Genomic DNA, 16,400 nt, shown 5'->3' with positions numbered 1-16,400 from the left:
CTTATGCCTATAAAAATCTTCGTCACCGGCGGAACGTTCGATAAAGAATACAATGAACTGAACGGTCAACTCTTCTTTAAAGAGACTCATCTTCACGAAATGCTCTCCCTCGGCCGCTCACGGATTGACGTTCACATTACAACTCTAATGATGATTGACAGTCTGGATATGACCGATACCGACCGTAAAATAATTTCGGATCATTGCATTGATACACCCGAGGATAAGATCGTCATTACGCACGGAACCGATACAATGGTGGAAACAGCACAGTTTCTTGCTCAAACAATTTCCAACAAGACTATTGTACTGACCGGAGCAATGATCCCGTATAAGTTTGGAAGCTCTGACGGACTCTTTAATCTGGGAAGTGCTTTGGCTTTTGTGGAGACGTTGCCAAAGGGAGTTTACATCTCCATGAACGGGCGATATTTTACATGGAATAATGTTCGCAAAAATAAAAGTGCCGGCGAATTTCAAGAAATAAAATGAACTACCCCCAAGCGTACGGGGTATAAAAAGCCCAACCGCACAGTCGGTAAAGCCGACGCAAGCGCCGGTGTATTTACCCAATAGAACAATAAAAACTACAAACCTTTCATAAAAAGAATTATGGAAAATACAAAATCGTTGGCTGTTTTTGAGAACAAACAAGTGCGACGTTATTACAATGAAGTAACCAATACATGGTATTTTTCCGTGGTTGATGTAGTTGCCGCTTTAACCGACTCTGTTAATCCAACAGATTATCTAAAAAAATTGAGGAAAAGAGATACCGAGTTGGGCTCTTACCTAGGGACAAATTGTCCCCAGGTAGAAATGTTAACACATGGCAAAAAACGAAGAACTTTGGGTGGCACGGTTCAAGATGTGTTGCGATTGATTCAATCCATTCCCTCTCCCAAAGCCGAACCTTTTAAGCAATGGCTGGCTAAAGTAGGCTACGAACGAATGCAGGAAATTTCTGATCCGGAACAAAGCTTAGACAGAGCAAGAGAAAACTGGCAAAATCTGGGACGGAGTGAAAAGTGGATACAACAACGCATGACCGGACAAGAAACCAGAAACAAGCTGACTGATTATTGGAAAGATTCCGGCATAAAAGAAAAGGATGAATTCGCTTGGCTCACAAATATTATTCATCATGAATGGACTGGCTTAACGGTAAAGAAACATAAAGATTTAAAGGGATTGAAGTCGCAAAATTTACGAGATCACATGTCGGAAGCAGAATTGATCTTTACCGCATTGGCTGAACTTTCTACACGCCAAATTGCAGAAACGGAACAAGCAAAAGGATTGGAAGAAAATGCAACAGCAGGTAAAAAAGGAGGCACTGTCGCTAAAAATGCGCGAAAAGAGTTGGAATCAAAAACCGGAAAAAATGTTGTCACCGGCGAAAATTTTTTACCGCCTATAAAAAATAGAAAACTAAAATGAAAAGTATACCGTTTGTTTCCGCCAAAGAGCCTGCGGACAAGTTAAACGAACAGTAAACTCACCTCACAATTTAAGGGATTTAATGAATACAAAACTTATCATGACCGCCGCCTCACTTACACTTGGTGCAGCGGGAATAGCTCTCTCCTTTTTTCCTCAGGAAATAACCGTACTTCTTGATGCACATACAACAACAACGCTTACGGTAATACTCCAATTACTTGGTGCCCTCTATTTTGGTTTTGCAATGCTCAACTGGATGGCAAAAGATTCTCTTCTCGGAGGGATTTACGGCAGGCCAATTGTTGTGGGAAACATGGCGCATTTTGTTGTCGGCGCACTTGCATTACTTAAAGTTGTTTCACAAAACCAACAGATAATAATTTGGATGACAACAATTGTGTATGCTATTTTTGCGGTGTTGTTTTCGTTAGTGATGTATAAATCCCCTCATAATAAAAATAACTAAACTTCATGAAAATACTACTGTTTATCACTGCCCTGCTTCAACTATCAATCGCTCAAGAACCTTTGCTCATAAACGTCTACAACAGAACCGTTAAAAGTTTAAGCGGACAATGGAACTACATCGTCGATCCGTATGAGAACGGCTTTTACAATTATCGCTATGAGCCGTATGAAAATTCCAAAAATCCCGGTAAGGGTGCCTTCTTTCTTAACGCTAAACCGATTGATAAAACGGAATTGGTGGAATACGATTTTGACAAGTCCGATACCATTGCGGTTCCCGGCGACTGGAATACACAAAAAGAAAAACTCTTTTACTATGAAGGAACTGTCTGGTATAAGAAGTCATTCGATTATCAAAAGAAACAATCGACGAATAGAGTCTTCGTCTATTTTGAAGCGGCAAACTATCAGGCGGATGTGTATTTCAACGGAACAAAACTCGGTAAACATATCGGCGGATTCACTCCTTTTAATTATGAAATAACGCATCTTCTTAAAGAAAATGATAATTTCCTTGTTGTAAAAGTTGATAACAAACGGAAAAAAGAGGCCGTCCCGACTTTAAACACCGACTGGTGGAACTACGGCGGAATGACAAGAGATGTAAAATTGGTTGAAACTTCCGCCAATTTTATTCAGGACTATGTTATTCAGCTCGATCCAAACGATAATAAAAAAATCAGCGGATATATTACTCTCAATGGTGTTGACATTGCACAAAAAAAAATACGCATCACCATTCCCGATTTGAAATTGAGTGAAGAGTTCGTAACCGATAGTGTGGGAACTGCGCGGCTGACATTTCTAAATAAAAAAATCAAGTACTGGTCAACAGAAAATCCGTATCTCTATACTGTAACCATAAAGTCTGAAACAGATGAAGTGACCGACCAGATCGGTTTCCGCACAATAAAGACGAAAGGACAAAACATTCTTCTGAATGACAAGGAGATTTTTTTACGGGGTATTTCCATTCACGAAGAGAGTCCCGCTCGGCACGGACGAGCACACTCGTTAGATGATGCAAAACAATTATTGACCTGGGCAAAAGAATTGGGATGCAATTATGTCCGCTTAGCGCACTATCCGCACAATGAACATATGGCGCGGCTCGCGGACAACATGGGAATATTAGTTTGGGAAGAGATTCCTGTCTATTGGACAATTTCGTGGGATAACGATGAGACATATCGCAATGCAGAAAATCAATTAACAACAATGATCAGTCGGGATAAAAACAGAGCTTCAGTCATCATCTGGTCGATGGCGAACGAAACCCCCACAAGCGAATTGCGAAATATTTTTCTCGGGAAGCTTGCGGCAAAAACACGCTCAATGGATCCCACGCGATTAATCAGTGCTGCATTGGAACAGAGCAGTGCTCAAGGAAATCCGAATGTGAAAATCATCAGCGATCCATTCGCCAATGTTACGGACATCCTCAGCTTCAATCAATATATCGGATGGTACGATGGTCTCCCGGATAAATGTAAACAGATCCGCTGGCAAATCGATCAAAACAAACCGGTGATTATCTCCGAATTCGGCGCAGATGCAAAATACGGATTTCATGCCGATACATTAACGAGATTCTCCGAAGAATATCAAGAATATCTCTATAAAGAGACGCTGGAGATGCTTAGTACCATTCCGCAACTACGAGGTATTTCGCCCTGGATATTGGTTGATTTTCGTTCGCCGAGAAGAGCGCTGCCGGGAATTCAGAATGGGTGGAATCGAAAAGGATTAATTTCTGATAACGGAGAGAAGAAGAAAGCGTTTTATGTATTACAGAAATATTATAATGAAAAAGCGAACGTTCAAAAAAAATAAGCGCTTGTTAGAAGCGCTTATATACATCTTTAATAAAATTTAGGAGATTGCGATAGAGTTATTTCTCTGTTGCATGATGCTTTACGATTCTTGCCTGCGTATGGAAAATCACTTCTTCGGCAATATTCGTTGTGAGATCGGCAACGCGTTCCAAGTTTCTGCTGATACGCAATAGTTCCAATCCCCCTTCGATACTTTTTAAATCTTTCTTGATCAATTTAATCACTTGCGAATTCATTCCGCGGTTCAATGCGTCAATCCGGTCGTCGCTTTCCAAAACACTTTGGGCTAACTGAGCATTTAGATGGATAAATGCATCCAGCGCCTGCTGAAACATCTCTTTGGCAATCTTTGCCATGTTCGGAATCTCCAGCAGAGGTTCATCCTGCGGCGTTTCCACCAATCGAAATGCCGATTCAGCAATATTTACCGCGTGATCGCCGATCCGCTCGAGATCGTTATTGATCTTTTGAATTGCCAGAATCAATCGAAGATCGCTTGCCACCGGCTGCTGCAGCGCCAGAAGATCAACAACACCGTTGTCGATATCAATCTCATACTGATTGATCTTACCGTCGGCTGAGATCACTTTTGAGGCAAGCGTAGCATCATTCTTCAACACTGCTTCAAGTGCGTCGATAAGATTTTGCTCGACTAAGCTCCCCATTTTAATGACGTTGGATTTCAGCTGTTCAAGATCTCGTTGAAAATGTCGTTCCATAGAATATTCTCCTGTTGTTACCACAGAGTCATGGAGACAGAGAGGAGAATAATATTTTAAATTCTGTGCCTCTGTGTCTCTGTGGTGAAAGCATAATTATTAACCGAATCGTCCGGTAATATAATCTTCCGTCTGCTTTTTTGCGGGGACGGTAAAGATTTTTTTTGTTTCGTCGAATTCGATCAGTTCTCCCATATAAAAGAACGCTGTATAATCACTTACTCTGGCTGCCTGCTGCATATTGTGAGTTACAATCACAATTGTATACTTGTTCTTCAATTCATAGACCAACTCTTCAATCTTCGACGTTGCAATGGGATCAAGTGCGCTGGCTGGCTCATCCATAAGCAATACTTCCGGATCGACCGCAAGAGCCCGCGCAATACATAATCGCTGCTGCTGTCCACCCGAAAGAGACAGTCCGCTCTTCGCAAGATCGTCCTTCACTTCATCCCATAACGCTGCCTGTTTCAACGAGCGTTCAACAATCTCGTCTAATTTTTTCCGATCGTTCATACCGTTGATACGGGGACCGTATGCAACATTTTCATAAATTGATTTCGGAAACGGATTCGATTTTTGAAAGATCATCCCGACTTTTTTCCGAAGTTCCACAACATCAACCTGTTTGTCATAAATATTAACACCGTCCAACAGTACATTTCCATCCACACGCGCATTTTCAATCAGGTCGTTCATTCTATTAAACGAACGGAGATACGTCGATTTTCCGCAGCCCGAAGGCCCAATCAGTGCTGTTACTCGATGGGTAAACACATCGAGACTCACATTTTTGATTGCCTGTTTTTGACCATAAAAAATATTAAGGTGCTCGGTTTTTAATCGAACATCAGTCGGCTGCAATGTTGTATAGGAGTGTGAATACATAATGTTAGGTGATCATTCGTTTTCGTAAACGATACCGCAAAAAAATCGCAGAGAAATTCAATGCGAACGTCAATAACAGCAGCACCAGTGTTGTTGCATATTGTATCCCCCGGGTTGCTTCCACATCGGGGGACTGCGTTGCCATAATATAAATGTGGTAGCCCAATTCCATAAATTGATCGGAAAGTCCCGAGGGGAGATGCGGCAGAAAATATGCGGCACCGGTAAATAAAATTGGCGCAACTTCTCCCGCCCCCCTGCTGACCGCAAGAATCCCGCCGGTCAACATTCCGGTAATGGAATTTGGAATCACGACTTTTCTGATTGTCTGCCATTTTGTAGCACCGAGCGCTAATGAAGCTTCACGCAGTTCACGCGGAACAGTTTTAATTGCCTCTTCTACAGCAACAATCACAACAGGAAGCGTTAACAGAGCCATGGTTAAACTTGCCCAAAGAATATTTGGTTGTCCCCAGTGCAGCTCTCCGTCGTTGTACAATGCTCCGTCAACTCCGGTTCCGACAAACTGAATAAAAAAACCAAGACCAAACAATCCAAAAACAATTGCCGGAACGCCAGCAAGCGTGTTAACGGCAAAGCGTATCATTCGTGCCATGATCGATTTCTGACTTGCATATTCACTCAAATAGATGGCTGTCAACGTGCCGACAGGAACGCCCGCGATGGACATAATCACAACGAGAAGAAATGTGCCGATAATTGCAGGAAAAATTCCTCCTTTGGTCATTCCCTCTTCGGGTGATCCCAGAAGAAAATTCATCGTCAGACTGCTCCACCCTCCCATCACAATATTGGTCATCACAATCAGCACTACTGCTACAATCATAAATGCAAACATCGCTGGGACGGTGTAGGCGATTGCTCCGAATATTTTTCGTTTTGTTATCATCTTTTTCTCAGTAAAAACCAGAGACTATATCCTATCTCAGACTTGTCCAAAATACATTGATAAAAATAACAAGATTCTTCACTGTCTACTTTTCTTGACGGAGCAAGAAAAGTAGCAAAAGAACTCCTTGCGAAATTTAACGCGCGCGATGAATCCCGTTCGCTCTTGCCCGTTGATGGCGCGAATCGCGCCATCAAAAGTCCCGTCATTCATCGCTTTCCCATTCGCTCAGTCCTCCTAAATTTCGCCTGCCTCGCCGTTCGCGAAGCGACACCTTTGGTGCAGGCAGGCATCCACGCACTTTAATATGATCTCAACAATACAACAAAGGGGGGCTTACTACTTGTTATCAAAACAAATTAGATATTTTTGAGACCGTTTCTACTAATTTCCTTTAAACTTTTTCATCAATCGTTGGCGGACAAATATTTCTGCGATAGCGTTCAGTGTAAAGGTAAAGAGAAATAAGATAGAACCGATGGCAAATAATACATTGTAGTGCGTTTCTCCAAACACCACTTCTGCCATTTCCGCACCAATTGTGGCGGACATCGTCCGCACCGGTTCAAACAGATCGGCGGAAACAAGCGCCGCATTTCCTGTTGCCATCAGCACAATCATCGTCTCGCCAAATGCTCGTCCGATTCCGAGAATGACTGCGGCAAAAATCCCGGGTGTCGCTGCCGGTAGAACCACTTTCAACGCAGTCTGCCATTTGGTAGCGCCAAGCGCAAGCGATGCTTCGGTTAATGATTTTGGAACAGCCGCAATAGCATCTTCGGAGATTGTAAAAATGATCGGAATAACGGCAAGCGAGAGAGCCAGTCCCCCAACAAATGCATTCAAACGATACTCCAGCCCAAAGGCATCCTGGATGAATGTCGCCAAAACAACCAAAGCAAAGAATCCAATCACGACGGAGGGAAATCCCGCTAAAATTTCTATCGCCGGTTTCAACATTTCTTTCCCCCATTTTGGCGCAAATGCAGCAGTAAACAATGCAGCAAGAATGCCGATCGGTGCCGCAAACAATATCGCGATGAGAGAAACTTTTAGACTTCCGACGACCAATGGAATCAAGCCATACTTTGGTTTGCTTGAAACTGGCTGCCAACGCTCTCCCGCAAGATTTTCTACTGTTACACCTTCTTCCGCTGCAACCTTTGATTTTTCTTTTTCTTCCGCTGCTTTTTCAGCGTCACTGAGCACAAGATCACCATACGTTTCTTGCTCACCTAATTCTTCAACATTCACGACTGGTTCAGGCGGCGAAAAAATAGGGAGTGTTTCGCGAAACACAAAAATAAAAATCAGAATAATGAATGCGAATGAGATAAATGCCGTTGCGGTAATCAATTTTTCCGCAAGAAATTCACTCCAGCGAAATCGCTTCTTCATCATTTTGTTCTTTATGGCGCCGCGTGACTGCATTTTATCTTTGTTTTGTAAACGTTAGCAAAATCAATAACAGATTGAATTACTTATTTTATCGTAGGGGAAAATATCCCACTTTGCTGACAATACTTTGTCCCTCTTCGCTGAGAATCCAGTCAACATATTCCTTCATTGCGCCGGTTGGTTTGCTTTTCACATACATAAACAAAAAGCGGGTAATTGGATACTGTCCCGATTTCACATTTTCCGCTGCCGGAAGTAACGCGGGGGAATCCGCATCAGCTTTAATTGCTACTTCACGAATCCCTTTAGCGTATGCTGCTCCGCCATATCCGATTCCGTTCGGATCTTTGGAAACAGCGTTCACTAAAGCGGCTGTTCCCGGCATATTTTGACAGCTGGGTGAATAGTCTTCATCATCTAATACGTTTTCTTTGAAATAAACATAGGTACCGGAATTATTTTCACGGCTGTAGAGAATAATACGTGAATCTGCTCCCCCCACATCTTTCCAATTGGTAATGTTGCCGGTGTAAATATCTTTCACTTGCTGCAGGGTCAATTCTTTAATCGGGTTTTTTTCGCTGACGTAAATCGCAATGCCGTCTTTTGCAGTTTTAATTTCTACGCCGAGACTGCTGAAGCGGTGTTTTAATTTCTGTTTTTCGCTTGGCTTCATGGGACGTGACGCATTGCAGATATCTGTTGTCCCATTAATCAGGGCGGAAATTCCGGTTCCGGAACCGCCACCGGTAACCTGGATCGTCACATTCGGATTTTTTTTCATATACAATTCAGCCCAGCGTTGCGCAAGGATCACCATGGTATCGGATCCTTTTACTGTGATCACATCTGCTGCAAAGAGCGATGATGAGAATGTCATGAGCAAGAGTGTTGCGATAATTTTTTTCATACTATTTTTTCCTTTGGCCTACGGATTAAAATGGGAATCGATATTGTATTCTAAACGTGAACACATTATCGTTTACATCTGTTTTGTACGGAGCAAATGCGCTGGTTGCTGCAACCGCACTGTTCACTACTTCATTTTCCACGAGTTCATAATAGAACGTAAACTTCACATTGTCATCCAAATGAAAAAGATATCCAATTCCAAACGTACTGTATTTTAGATCTCCCAGCGTTGTAAATTTTCCGGCAGCGCCGATCTGGCTTCCTTCAATTTCACTGTTCGGGTCGAGCACGTCATATCGTAACAATAATTGATGCTTCGTTCCAATATTCTGTAAAAGACTGATGTAATATCCGTAAAATTTTCTCTGATAGAGTGAAGTATTTGCAATAGTCGGATTATAGAAGCTGTTTGCCGTCGATGTTCCGGGCTGCGATCCAAAAATATACTCCCCGCGAATGGAGATACCGCCGAGTGAAGGAATGTCATAAATAACCTGTCCGTCAACACCCAAGTATTGCCTGTCATACTGCTTTCCAATGTTTGTTGTTGACGAATCAACTAAAAATTGTTTCTGTGATTCATTGCCTGTGTATATAAATTTGGAGTTGCTACGTGCGCCCCCAAGATACATGGAAACACCTGCATCGAACGCAAAATTTTCTTCGTCAAAGGGGAGAATAAATCCGGCGCGTCCGATAATATCTTTTCGGTTATCATTCTCATTCGCTGTTGGAAGAACACCGTTGAAAACACCGAGTTTTAAATTATAATTTGTCCAATCTCCAATTTCCGGAGCAAACTCAATCATCGCACCAAGTTCCCGTTCACCGGGAAAGAGTGTCTGTGCCATTCGCGAGCGTTCCGGTGTTTCGCGAAAGTTAGAGGAATATGCAACTTCAAATCCAAACGGCCTGTCGAACACACCCATTCTCATGTTCCAGCTTCTTACCCAGGGATCTTTAATATTGATATACGCATCTTTAATTCCCAAACCATTTTGAGTGATATCAAATTGTATCACATATTGGGAAAAAGTCAAATCGTTTTCGTACTGAACTTTCAACCGGCCGCGACGTACTTGAAAACGCGAACCAACGTTTGTCGGGAATGCGCCCCCGGCAAAATTTCCTATAGAATATGGAGCCCCGCCGATACCGTCAGAAACTTGGTATTGCGTCTGCATATATCCGCTAAACTTTAATTTGCGTGCAAGATCGATATAACTCTTCATATCAAGAAGAATTTCATTGACACTTTCATCGTTCGATTTTAATTGGTCGAGCTGGTCCTGTACTGGAACCTTTACTGTATCAGTCATTTCTTCTTGTGCAAACAACCGATGTGAGAAAAATGTTACAGTTAAAAGCAGAAGAAATAAGAATGATTTCACGCTGGATGTCCTAAAATTGTTTGTGTGTTGAGTAAACGTCAACAAATTGACAATTTTAGTTTATCCGTGGGTTATGGCAGTATTACGAAATTGTTAACAATACTTCGCAGAAAGAGGCTGAAATTATTGTTTTTTTGGTTTTGTACTATTGAAATGAAATATTCTCCCCTTCATCCTAATCCAACAGTGAATCTTCGAGTTTATATCCGACTCCTTTAATGACGGTAATGATTTCCTTGTTATTCACTTTACCAACCTTCTTCCGGATATTGCTGATGTGCGTATCGATTGTTCTCGGATGATTCAGTAACTCCAGCCCCCATGCGAAGCGCGAGATATCCTTGCGGGAATGAATCTTTCCCTTGGTGCTCATCATCAGATAGAGGATCAAAAATTCAGTTTTGGTAAGATTGATTTTCAGTTTATCCTTTAATACGATAAAGCGTTCAGGATCGATCGTAACATGATCAATAGAAATGCGCTCCATTAAACCAACTAATGATGGTGTCATAATGTTCTCGTGGCAGAAACCGTTCTTGTTCATTGTTGGATAGTGTATTGAATTTGCTTTGGTGAACACCCAACACCATGAACAATACAAAAAGGAAACGAACGTGATTTTTATTTGTTATATTTTATGAACGAAGATAACCATATCATGTTTATACCATATCAATTTAATGTTACCTTATTGTAACCAATCCGGTAGAAGAAAAATGCATATTGGAATTGCCGTTGTAACATTCACCTACACAGTACTGTTGAACGTTGCTTTTGCACAGACAGTTATGCCTCCTTTTGCTTTGGAAGCAAAAATATCCGCGGATTCCATCAAAACGCACATCATGAAATTAGGTGACGATGCGTATGAAGGGAGAGGGACAGGATCATCCGGATGCGAAAATGCAGCAGCATATATCAGCAATGCTCTTCGCCTGTATGGAATACGCCACCTCTCAGGCCTGCCGGATTATTTTCAAAAATTTCCGCTGCACGGCAGCACACCGATTGAAGGAACTGAATTTAAATTGTTTGCAGCAAAAGATTCCTACACGCTTCGTCTTCAAGAAGATTATGTTTTGTATTCGGCAGGAGCCCAAACATTCATTCCTACATCCGTTCGCTTGATCTTTGTCGGTTATGGAATTATCGCGCCAGAATTTGATTATAATGATTATCAGAATATCGATGTAAAAAATGCCATTGTTGTTTTTCTCTCCGGCGAACCGGCATCCGTGGATGAATCATTTTTTGAGGGTGGACGAGAAACGGTACATTCATCATTTGCCATGAAGCAAAAGATCGCTCTTGCGCGCGGGGCCAGAGGGAGTATACTAATACCGAATCCGCGTGATCGATCGATGGATGATTGGTATGAACAGCAAAAGCATTTTTTGTTTGAAGAGGTTCGTCTTCTTTTTGCACCGTCGGAAAATCTTAACATCCTTTTGAACGTAAAACTCGCTTCGTTTCTTTTCACTGATGCACCGCACTCTTTTGAAGAGGTTGAAACATTCGATACAAAAGGAACAATGAAAAGTTTTCCTCTTACGCTTCGTGCCAGCTTTCAGGGAAAATTCAAAGAACGGGACTTTCTCTCTGCCAATGTGATTGGAATGGTTGAAGGAAGTGATCCAGTTTTGAAAGATTCGTACGTCCTCTTGAGTGCACATTATGATCACCTTGGAATCGGTGTGCCGGTGGAAGGTGATTCTATTTATAATGGAGTATTCGACAATGCTTCCGGCGTCTCCGCATTGCTCGAAATTGCGCGATCAATTGCAGCAAACCAGGAACGACCAAAACGTTCCATCCTGTTTGTTTTTTTAACGGGAGAAGAACGGGGATTTCTCGGTTCGCAATTCTATTGTCTTAATCCCGTTGTTCCTCTCTATAAAACAGTTGCGAATATTAATATTGATGGGATTTCATTATTTGAAAACGTGCGGTCGTTTATTGGTGTCGGTGCTGAATTGTCGACATTGGGAACGATGCTTCAAACAACTGCAGCCTCACTCGGTCTTACAATGGATGAAATTCCGCACGATCTTTTCCGCTATGATCAATTTCGAAATTCTGACCAATTTATGTTTGCCCAGGCTGGAATTCCATCCATCTTAATCGCCGAGGGTTTACATTACCAATCTAGCGCTTACAGTGACGGTATCAATCGGTATACAACATGGGCAGAAGAGAAATATCATTCTCCAGTTGACGATCTTCAACAGCCGATGAATTTTGATGCGGCAGCTCAACATGCTTCCTTTGTCTTACAATTTGCACTGTCGTTGGCGAATAGCAACAATGCGCCGCAATGGTATGATCACTCTCCCTTCCTGAATGCACGATTACGATCAATTTCAAAACGACAATGAATCGATCTATCATAATTATATGCCTGTCTCTTTTATTGTTCGGATGTTTGCCGCGTCCGGACACGATGAATAGTGACCGTTCTGAACTGCGAATTAAAGGATCCGATTCAATGTTGTTGCTGATGCAGCGATTGGGAGAACAGTTTATGAAACAGCAAACCGCTCCTTCAATCCATGTTGAAGGTGGTGGGAGCAAAGTCGGAATTGAAGCATTGATTGAAGGTTCAGTTGATATTTGCGCAACCTCGCGTCCGCTATCAACGGATGAAATTCAACGGTTGGCACAGCGGTATCAATCGATCGGCGTTTCGGTGTTGTGCGCAAAAGATGCTTTGAGCATTGTTGTGCATCCAACAAATACTGTTCGAAATCTTACGATGAATCAGGTGAAAGCGATTTTTACCGGCGCAATTAAAAATTGGAAAGAGATAGGCGGTGATGACCGTGTAATTACGACGTATGGACGCGAGACAAATTCCGGAACATATCTCTATTTTGAAGAACATGTTCTTTTTGGAGAACAATATTCCGAAGAGAGTGTAGTGATACCTGGTGCGAGAGCATTGATTAATGCCATTGCTCAAGATTCAACGGCAATCGGATATAGTACTTTTGTCTATACCGAAAACGTCGCCTCGCTTTCCGTCGACGGTGTTCCTCTCTCCATAGAGAGCGTTCAGAATGGAACATATCCTATTACCCGTTATCTCTATTTTTATACAGTCTACCCTCCTGAAGGTGCAATTAAAAAATTTATTGATTGGGTGATTGGAAAAGAGGGACAGAACGTTGTGAAAACGAATGGTTATATTCCATTGTACAATGTTGAATAAATAAAAAAGGCATCACTCTGCAGTGACACCTTTTTTATTTCAATGATACAAACGTGTTGTTATTTCAACAGCATCATTTTTTTCACTTGCGTGTAGTTGCCGGCGTTCAAACTATAGAAATAAACGCCTGATGAAAGTTTGGATGCATCGAACTTCACATTGTAACCTCCTGCTTGTTGATAATCATTGACCAGTGTTGCAACTTCCTGTCCGATCAGATTATACACCTTCAGTGTGACATTTCCACTCATCGGTAAAACATAATTGATGGTGGTAGAAGGATTGAATGGATTCGGATAATTTTGGTCGAGTGAATAGACAGCCGGTGCATTTATTCCCGATTTCACTTTTACAGATGTGATATAATTTACACTATTGGGATTGTAGTTTGTCCAACCAGCATCCCATTGTGCGTTGCGCGGTGTTGCAGGATCAAACGCACCGCGATACGATACCTGTGTAAAGAATGGTTTTGCTACTTGTGTGCTGCTATAACTTGTTCCTGCTGTGACGGCTTCCGATCCGGTTGTCGGGCGGGGATCGATCTTGGTTGGATCAACATTAAATGCATCAACCAATGCAATTGCTGAAGGTTGGCGTGCCGAAGAGCTAAGATTGTTCCATCCAGATGTTCCGAAGAATGTTCCGAAATTGAAGTTGAGACCAGCAGCAACAGATGCCGTGTTCAATACATTCGTGCGGGCTTGTAAACTGATGTTACGCAGCTGCAACAGTCCTTGCTGAGCATACGATGCTGTTGAATCATTACGGATGGAAAGACCGAAGGGATATCCAAGGATAATGGTGTTATGGACACTTAATCGTGTGTTGCGGCGAATGACTGCACCATACTCGAATTTTTGGCCAGCCGGAAGTGCAACTGTCGTATCGGATTGCGGTCCGACTAACGTTATGTTCGAGAACACTGGTGCGGTTAACGGAGCTTGCGTGGTTGGTGTTGCATCGTTATCTGATTCGAATCCGTTGGATTGACCGTTGGCATCCCATAAATTGCCGTCTCTTTTGCCGAAAGCAAATTGTACATTTCCGGAGTAACCGAAATCGGTATCAAAATCATCGTCCGTTCCATTTAACGCAACCAGGTACTTTGCATCAACTGTTCCGCCGAACCATTCAAACGAATCGTCGTTGGAATTTGAAACTTGGACATATTCAATCTTTGTTGCTTTGCCAACTCCGCCCATGGTTAAACCGTTGATCTCGTTATTCAACGAGATGACAACACCCGGAAACTCAATACGGACATAACGAAATACTCCACTGTTGTCGTTCGGATTGTCTCCGCCATACTCACCACCGACATCAATACCTTCAATTTTTGTTGTCACCGGTTTGTTGGTTGGTGCGTTGCCAAGAATCACTACTCCACCCCAATCTCCCCGTTTTCGTTTTCCCGGTTCTTTTGATGATGTAAAGACGATTGGTTCATTCTTTGTTCCCTCTGCGAAAATCGAACCACCGCGGCGAATAATCAACGTTCCGTTTGTTGCGCTGTCGCCAAGAATAACGGCACCAGCTTGGATATTAATTGTTGCCAATGAATCGACATAATAAAATCCGGTAAGTACATATGCTGTATCGCGATATAATGTAATGGATTTTCCTGATGTAAGATTGAACGGTGATTTTGCTGCAGCCGTTAATCCGGCACCAATCACTTTGGTGGGACGCTGTGAAATAATTGGTCGCACTGTTCCGCCATAGTTTGTGTTTTGCGGATCATAATTTGACCAACCCCAATCCCATTGTTGCGAACGTGGTGCTTTCGGATCGAATGCACCACGGAATGATACGGAAGAAAACCATCCATCATTCAATTGATTGCTTGAATAATCTGTTCCAGCTGTTGCTGCTTCAGATGCCAACGTCGGTCGAGCATCCGGTACAGAAGCAAACACGTCAACAAGTCCGATAGCTGAAGGTTGACGCGGTGAAGCACCAAGATTGTTCCAGCCGGCTGTGCCATACCATGTTGCAAACGTGAATCCGACACCTGCTGCAACTGAAGCTGTGTTCAGAACATTTGTGCGTGCTTGTAAACTGACATTGCGGATCTGAAGATTTCCCTGTAAAGCATATGCTGCAGTGGAATCATTCCGTAATGATAATCCAAACGGGAAACCCATGATAATGGAATTATGGAAGCTTAACCGCGTGTTACGACGAATGACTGCGCCATATTCAAATTTTTGTCCTGCAGGAAGTGCAACGGAAGTGTCTGTCTGAGGTCCGACTAATGTCACATTGGAAAAAATTGGATTGGTCAACGGAGATTGTGTTGTTGGTGTTGCATCGTTATCCGATTCAAAACCGTTTGATTGACCTGATCCATCCCACAGATTTGCATCTCTTTTCGAAAATGCAAATTGTATTCTTCCCGAATATCCGAAATCGGTATCAAAATCATCATCCGTACCGTTGATCGCGATAAGATGTTTCGCATCAACCGTTCCACCAAACCATTCAAATGAATCATCGTTGGAGTTGGTCACTTGCACATATTCAATCTTTGTTCCTTTTCCAACGCCACCCATCGTCAATCCATTGATTTCGTTGTTCAACGAAATAACAACACCGGGATATTCGATACGCACATAACGAATCACACCGCTATTGTCATTTGCATCGGTACCGCCGTACTCACCGCCAACATCAATTCCTTCAATCTTTGTTGTGGTCGGTTTATTTGTCGGAGCATTACCAAGAATAACAATTCCACCCCAGTCGCCGCGTTTTCTCTTTCCGGTCTGTTTTGACGATGTGAAGACAATCGGTTCAGTCCGCGTTCCTTCGGCAAATATTTTACCGCCGCGGCGAACGATTACTGTTCCGTTCGTTGCGCTGTCGCCGAGAATCACTGTTCCTGGTTGAATGTATAATGACGCTGTTGAATCGACATAATAAAAACCAGTCAAAATATAAACAGTGTCACGACTCAGAGTAACACTTTTGCCTGCGGTAATATTAAACGGTGCTTTTGCGGCAGCAGTCAAGCCGGCTCCAATAACTTTCGTCGGCTTTTGCTGTGCAACAGCAAACGAGGTGAGGAGAATAAGAAGCAACGCACTTATCGTGTGCAATTTCTTCATGGTGTTTCCTTTCGTTGAATGAATGATTGATTGAGAATAATGTGAAATGCGAATATTGAATTGACTGTTGATTCTTTGTGAGACTAAGATAGGAATGCAGATTTACTTCTATGTAAAT

14 protein-coding genes are annotated in these 16,400 nt (G+C 42.5%); 6 read left to right on the top strand and 8 right to left on the bottom strand.

Going from position 1 to position 16,400, the window contains the following annotated elements:
• Positions 1-3: 3 nt before the first annotated feature.
• The 4 genes from WDA22_12830 (at position 4) to WDA22_12815 (ending at position 3,744) form a co-directional block, all read left to right on the top strand.
• On the top strand, positions 4-492 hold the full coding sequence (locus WDA22_12830; protein ID MFA5834353.1) for an asparaginase domain-containing protein: 489 nt from the start codon (positions 4-6) through the stop codon (positions 490-492).
• Between the two features lie 120 nt (positions 493-612).
• Positions 613-1,440 carry a Bro-N domain-containing protein gene (locus tag WDA22_12825; protein ID MFA5834352.1) on the top strand — a complete coding sequence of 276 codons (828 nt, stop codon included), beginning with the start codon at positions 613-615 and terminating at the stop codon, positions 1,438-1,440.
• A gap of 82 nt (positions 1,441-1,522) precedes the next feature.
• On the top strand, positions 1,523-1,909 hold the full coding sequence (locus WDA22_12820) for a hypothetical protein (protein MFA5834351.1): 387 nt from the start codon (positions 1,523-1,525) through the stop codon (positions 1,907-1,909).
• A 5-nt stretch (positions 1,910-1,914) separates the two neighbouring features.
• Positions 1,915-3,744: a glycoside hydrolase family 2 TIM barrel-domain containing protein gene (locus tag WDA22_12815; GenBank protein ID MFA5834350.1), complete on the top strand. Its 1,830-nt coding sequence runs from the start codon at positions 1,915-1,917 to the stop codon at positions 3,742-3,744.
• Positions 3,745-3,802: 58 nt separating this feature from the next.
• Here the strand turns inward: WDA22_12815 and phoU are convergent, their stop codons facing one another.
• The 7 genes from phoU to WDA22_12780 all read right to left on the bottom strand — a co-directional run bounded on the left by phoU (position 3,803) and on the right by WDA22_12780 (position 10,475).
• The gene (phoU, locus tag WDA22_12810) at positions 3,803-4,465 is read right to left on the bottom strand and encodes a phosphate signaling complex protein PhoU (protein ID MFA5834349.1); all 663 of its coding nucleotides are present in this window, start codon (positions 4,463-4,465) and stop codon (positions 3,803-3,805) included.
• A gap of 99 nt (positions 4,466-4,564) precedes the next feature.
• Positions 4,565-5,353 (bottom strand): phosphate ABC transporter ATP-binding protein PstB, encoded by a 789-nt coding sequence (gene pstB, locus WDA22_12805; protein MFA5834348.1) that lies wholly within the window; start codon positions 5,351-5,353, stop codon positions 4,565-4,567.
• 4 nt (positions 5,354-5,357) lie between these two features.
• Positions 5,358-6,263, bottom strand: coding sequence for a phosphate ABC transporter permease PstA (gene pstA, locus WDA22_12800; GenBank protein ID MFA5834347.1), 906 nt, complete (start codon positions 6,261-6,263; stop codon positions 5,358-5,360).
• 384 nt (positions 6,264-6,647) lie between these two features.
• The gene (pstC, locus tag WDA22_12795) at positions 6,648-7,661 is read right to left on the bottom strand and encodes a phosphate ABC transporter permease subunit PstC (GenBank protein MFA5834346.1); all 1,014 of its coding nucleotides are present in this window, start codon (positions 7,659-7,661) and stop codon (positions 6,648-6,650) included.
• 88 nt (positions 7,662-7,749) lie between these two features.
• The gene (locus WDA22_12790) at positions 7,750-8,571 is read right to left on the bottom strand and encodes a PstS family phosphate ABC transporter substrate-binding protein (GenBank protein ID MFA5834345.1); all 822 of its coding nucleotides are present in this window, start codon (positions 8,569-8,571) and stop codon (positions 7,750-7,752) included.
• A gap of 25 nt (positions 8,572-8,596) precedes the next feature.
• Positions 8,597-9,964, bottom strand: coding sequence for a porin (locus WDA22_12785; protein MFA5834344.1), 1,368 nt, complete (start codon positions 9,962-9,964; stop codon positions 8,597-8,599).
• Positions 9,965-10,139: 175 nt separating this feature from the next.
• Positions 10,140-10,475, bottom strand: coding sequence for a winged helix-turn-helix domain-containing protein (locus WDA22_12780; GenBank protein ID MFA5834343.1), 336 nt, complete (start codon positions 10,473-10,475; stop codon positions 10,140-10,142).
• A gap of 205 nt (positions 10,476-10,680) precedes the next feature.
• Between WDA22_12780 and WDA22_12775 the strand changes: the two genes are divergently transcribed.
• Together WDA22_12775 and WDA22_12770 are read left to right on the top strand one after the other, a co-directional pair.
• Positions 10,681-12,339 carry a M28 family peptidase gene (locus WDA22_12775; protein ID MFA5834342.1) on the top strand — a complete coding sequence of 553 codons (1,659 nt, stop codon included), beginning with the start codon at positions 10,681-10,683 and terminating at the stop codon, positions 12,337-12,339.
• Positions 12,336-13,172 (top strand): phosphate ABC transporter substrate-binding protein, encoded by an 837-nt coding sequence (locus tag WDA22_12770; protein MFA5834341.1) that lies wholly within the window; start codon positions 12,336-12,338, stop codon positions 13,170-13,172. The genes WDA22_12775 and WDA22_12770 overlap by 4 nt, the downstream gene beginning before the upstream one ends.
• A 59-nt stretch (positions 13,173-13,231) precedes the next feature.
• Here the strand turns inward: WDA22_12770 and WDA22_12765 are convergent, their stop codons facing one another.
• Entirely contained in the window at positions 13,232-16,282 is a 3,051-nt protein-coding gene (locus tag WDA22_12765) for a T9SS type A sorting domain-containing protein (protein ID MFA5834340.1), read from the bottom strand.
• Positions 16,283-16,400: the final 118 nt, after the last annotated feature.

It is taken from the genome of Bacteroidota bacterium (assembly GCA_041658205.1).
Taxonomy (GTDB): domain Bacteria; phylum Bacteroidota; class Ignavibacteria; order UBA10030; family UBA8401; genus UBA8401.
This window is presented reverse-complemented; position numbering and strand designations above follow the sequence as displayed.

Excerpts from the sequence above, each read along its gene's own strand:
- WDA22_12830 (MFA5834353.1), top strand. The coding sequence starts at position 4 with ATGCCTATAAAAATCTTCGTCACCGGCGGAACGTTCGATAAAGAATAC.
- WDA22_12825 (MFA5834352.1), top strand. The coding sequence starts at position 613 with ATGGAAAATACAAAATCGTTGGCTGTTTTTGAGAACAAACAAGTGCGA.
- WDA22_12820 (MFA5834351.1), top strand. The coding sequence starts at position 1,523 with ATGAATACAAAACTTATCATGACCGCCGCCTCACTTACACTTGGTGCA.
- WDA22_12815 (MFA5834350.1), top strand. The coding sequence starts at position 1,915 with ATGAAAATACTACTGTTTATCACTGCCCTGCTTCAACTATCAATCGCT.
- phoU (MFA5834349.1), bottom strand. The coding sequence starts at position 4,465 with ATGGAACGACATTTTCAACGAGATCTTGAACAGCTGAAATCCAACGTC.
- pstB (MFA5834348.1), bottom strand. The coding sequence starts at position 5,353 with ATGTATTCACACTCCTATACAACATTGCAGCCGACTGATGTTCGATTA.
- pstA (MFA5834347.1), bottom strand. The coding sequence starts at position 6,263 with ATGATAACAAAACGAAAAATATTCGGAGCAATCGCCTACACCGTCCCA.
- pstC (MFA5834346.1), bottom strand. The coding sequence starts at position 7,661 with ATGAAGAAGCGATTTCGCTGGAGTGAATTTCTTGCGGAAAAATTGATT.
- WDA22_12790 (MFA5834345.1), bottom strand. The coding sequence starts at position 8,571 with ATGAAAAAAATTATCGCAACACTCTTGCTCATGACATTCTCATCATCG.
- WDA22_12780 (MFA5834343.1), bottom strand. The coding sequence starts at position 10,475 with ATGACACCATCATTAGTTGGTTTAATGGAGCGCATTTCTATTGATCAT.
- WDA22_12775 (MFA5834342.1), top strand. The coding sequence starts at position 10,681 with ATGCATATTGGAATTGCCGTTGTAACATTCACCTACACAGTACTGTTG.
- WDA22_12770 (MFA5834341.1), top strand. The coding sequence starts at position 12,336 with ATGAATCGATCTATCATAATTATATGCCTGTCTCTTTTATTGTTCGGA.
- WDA22_12765 (MFA5834340.1), bottom strand. The coding sequence starts at position 16,282 with ATGAAGAAATTGCACACGATAAGTGCGTTGCTTCTTATTCTCCTCACC.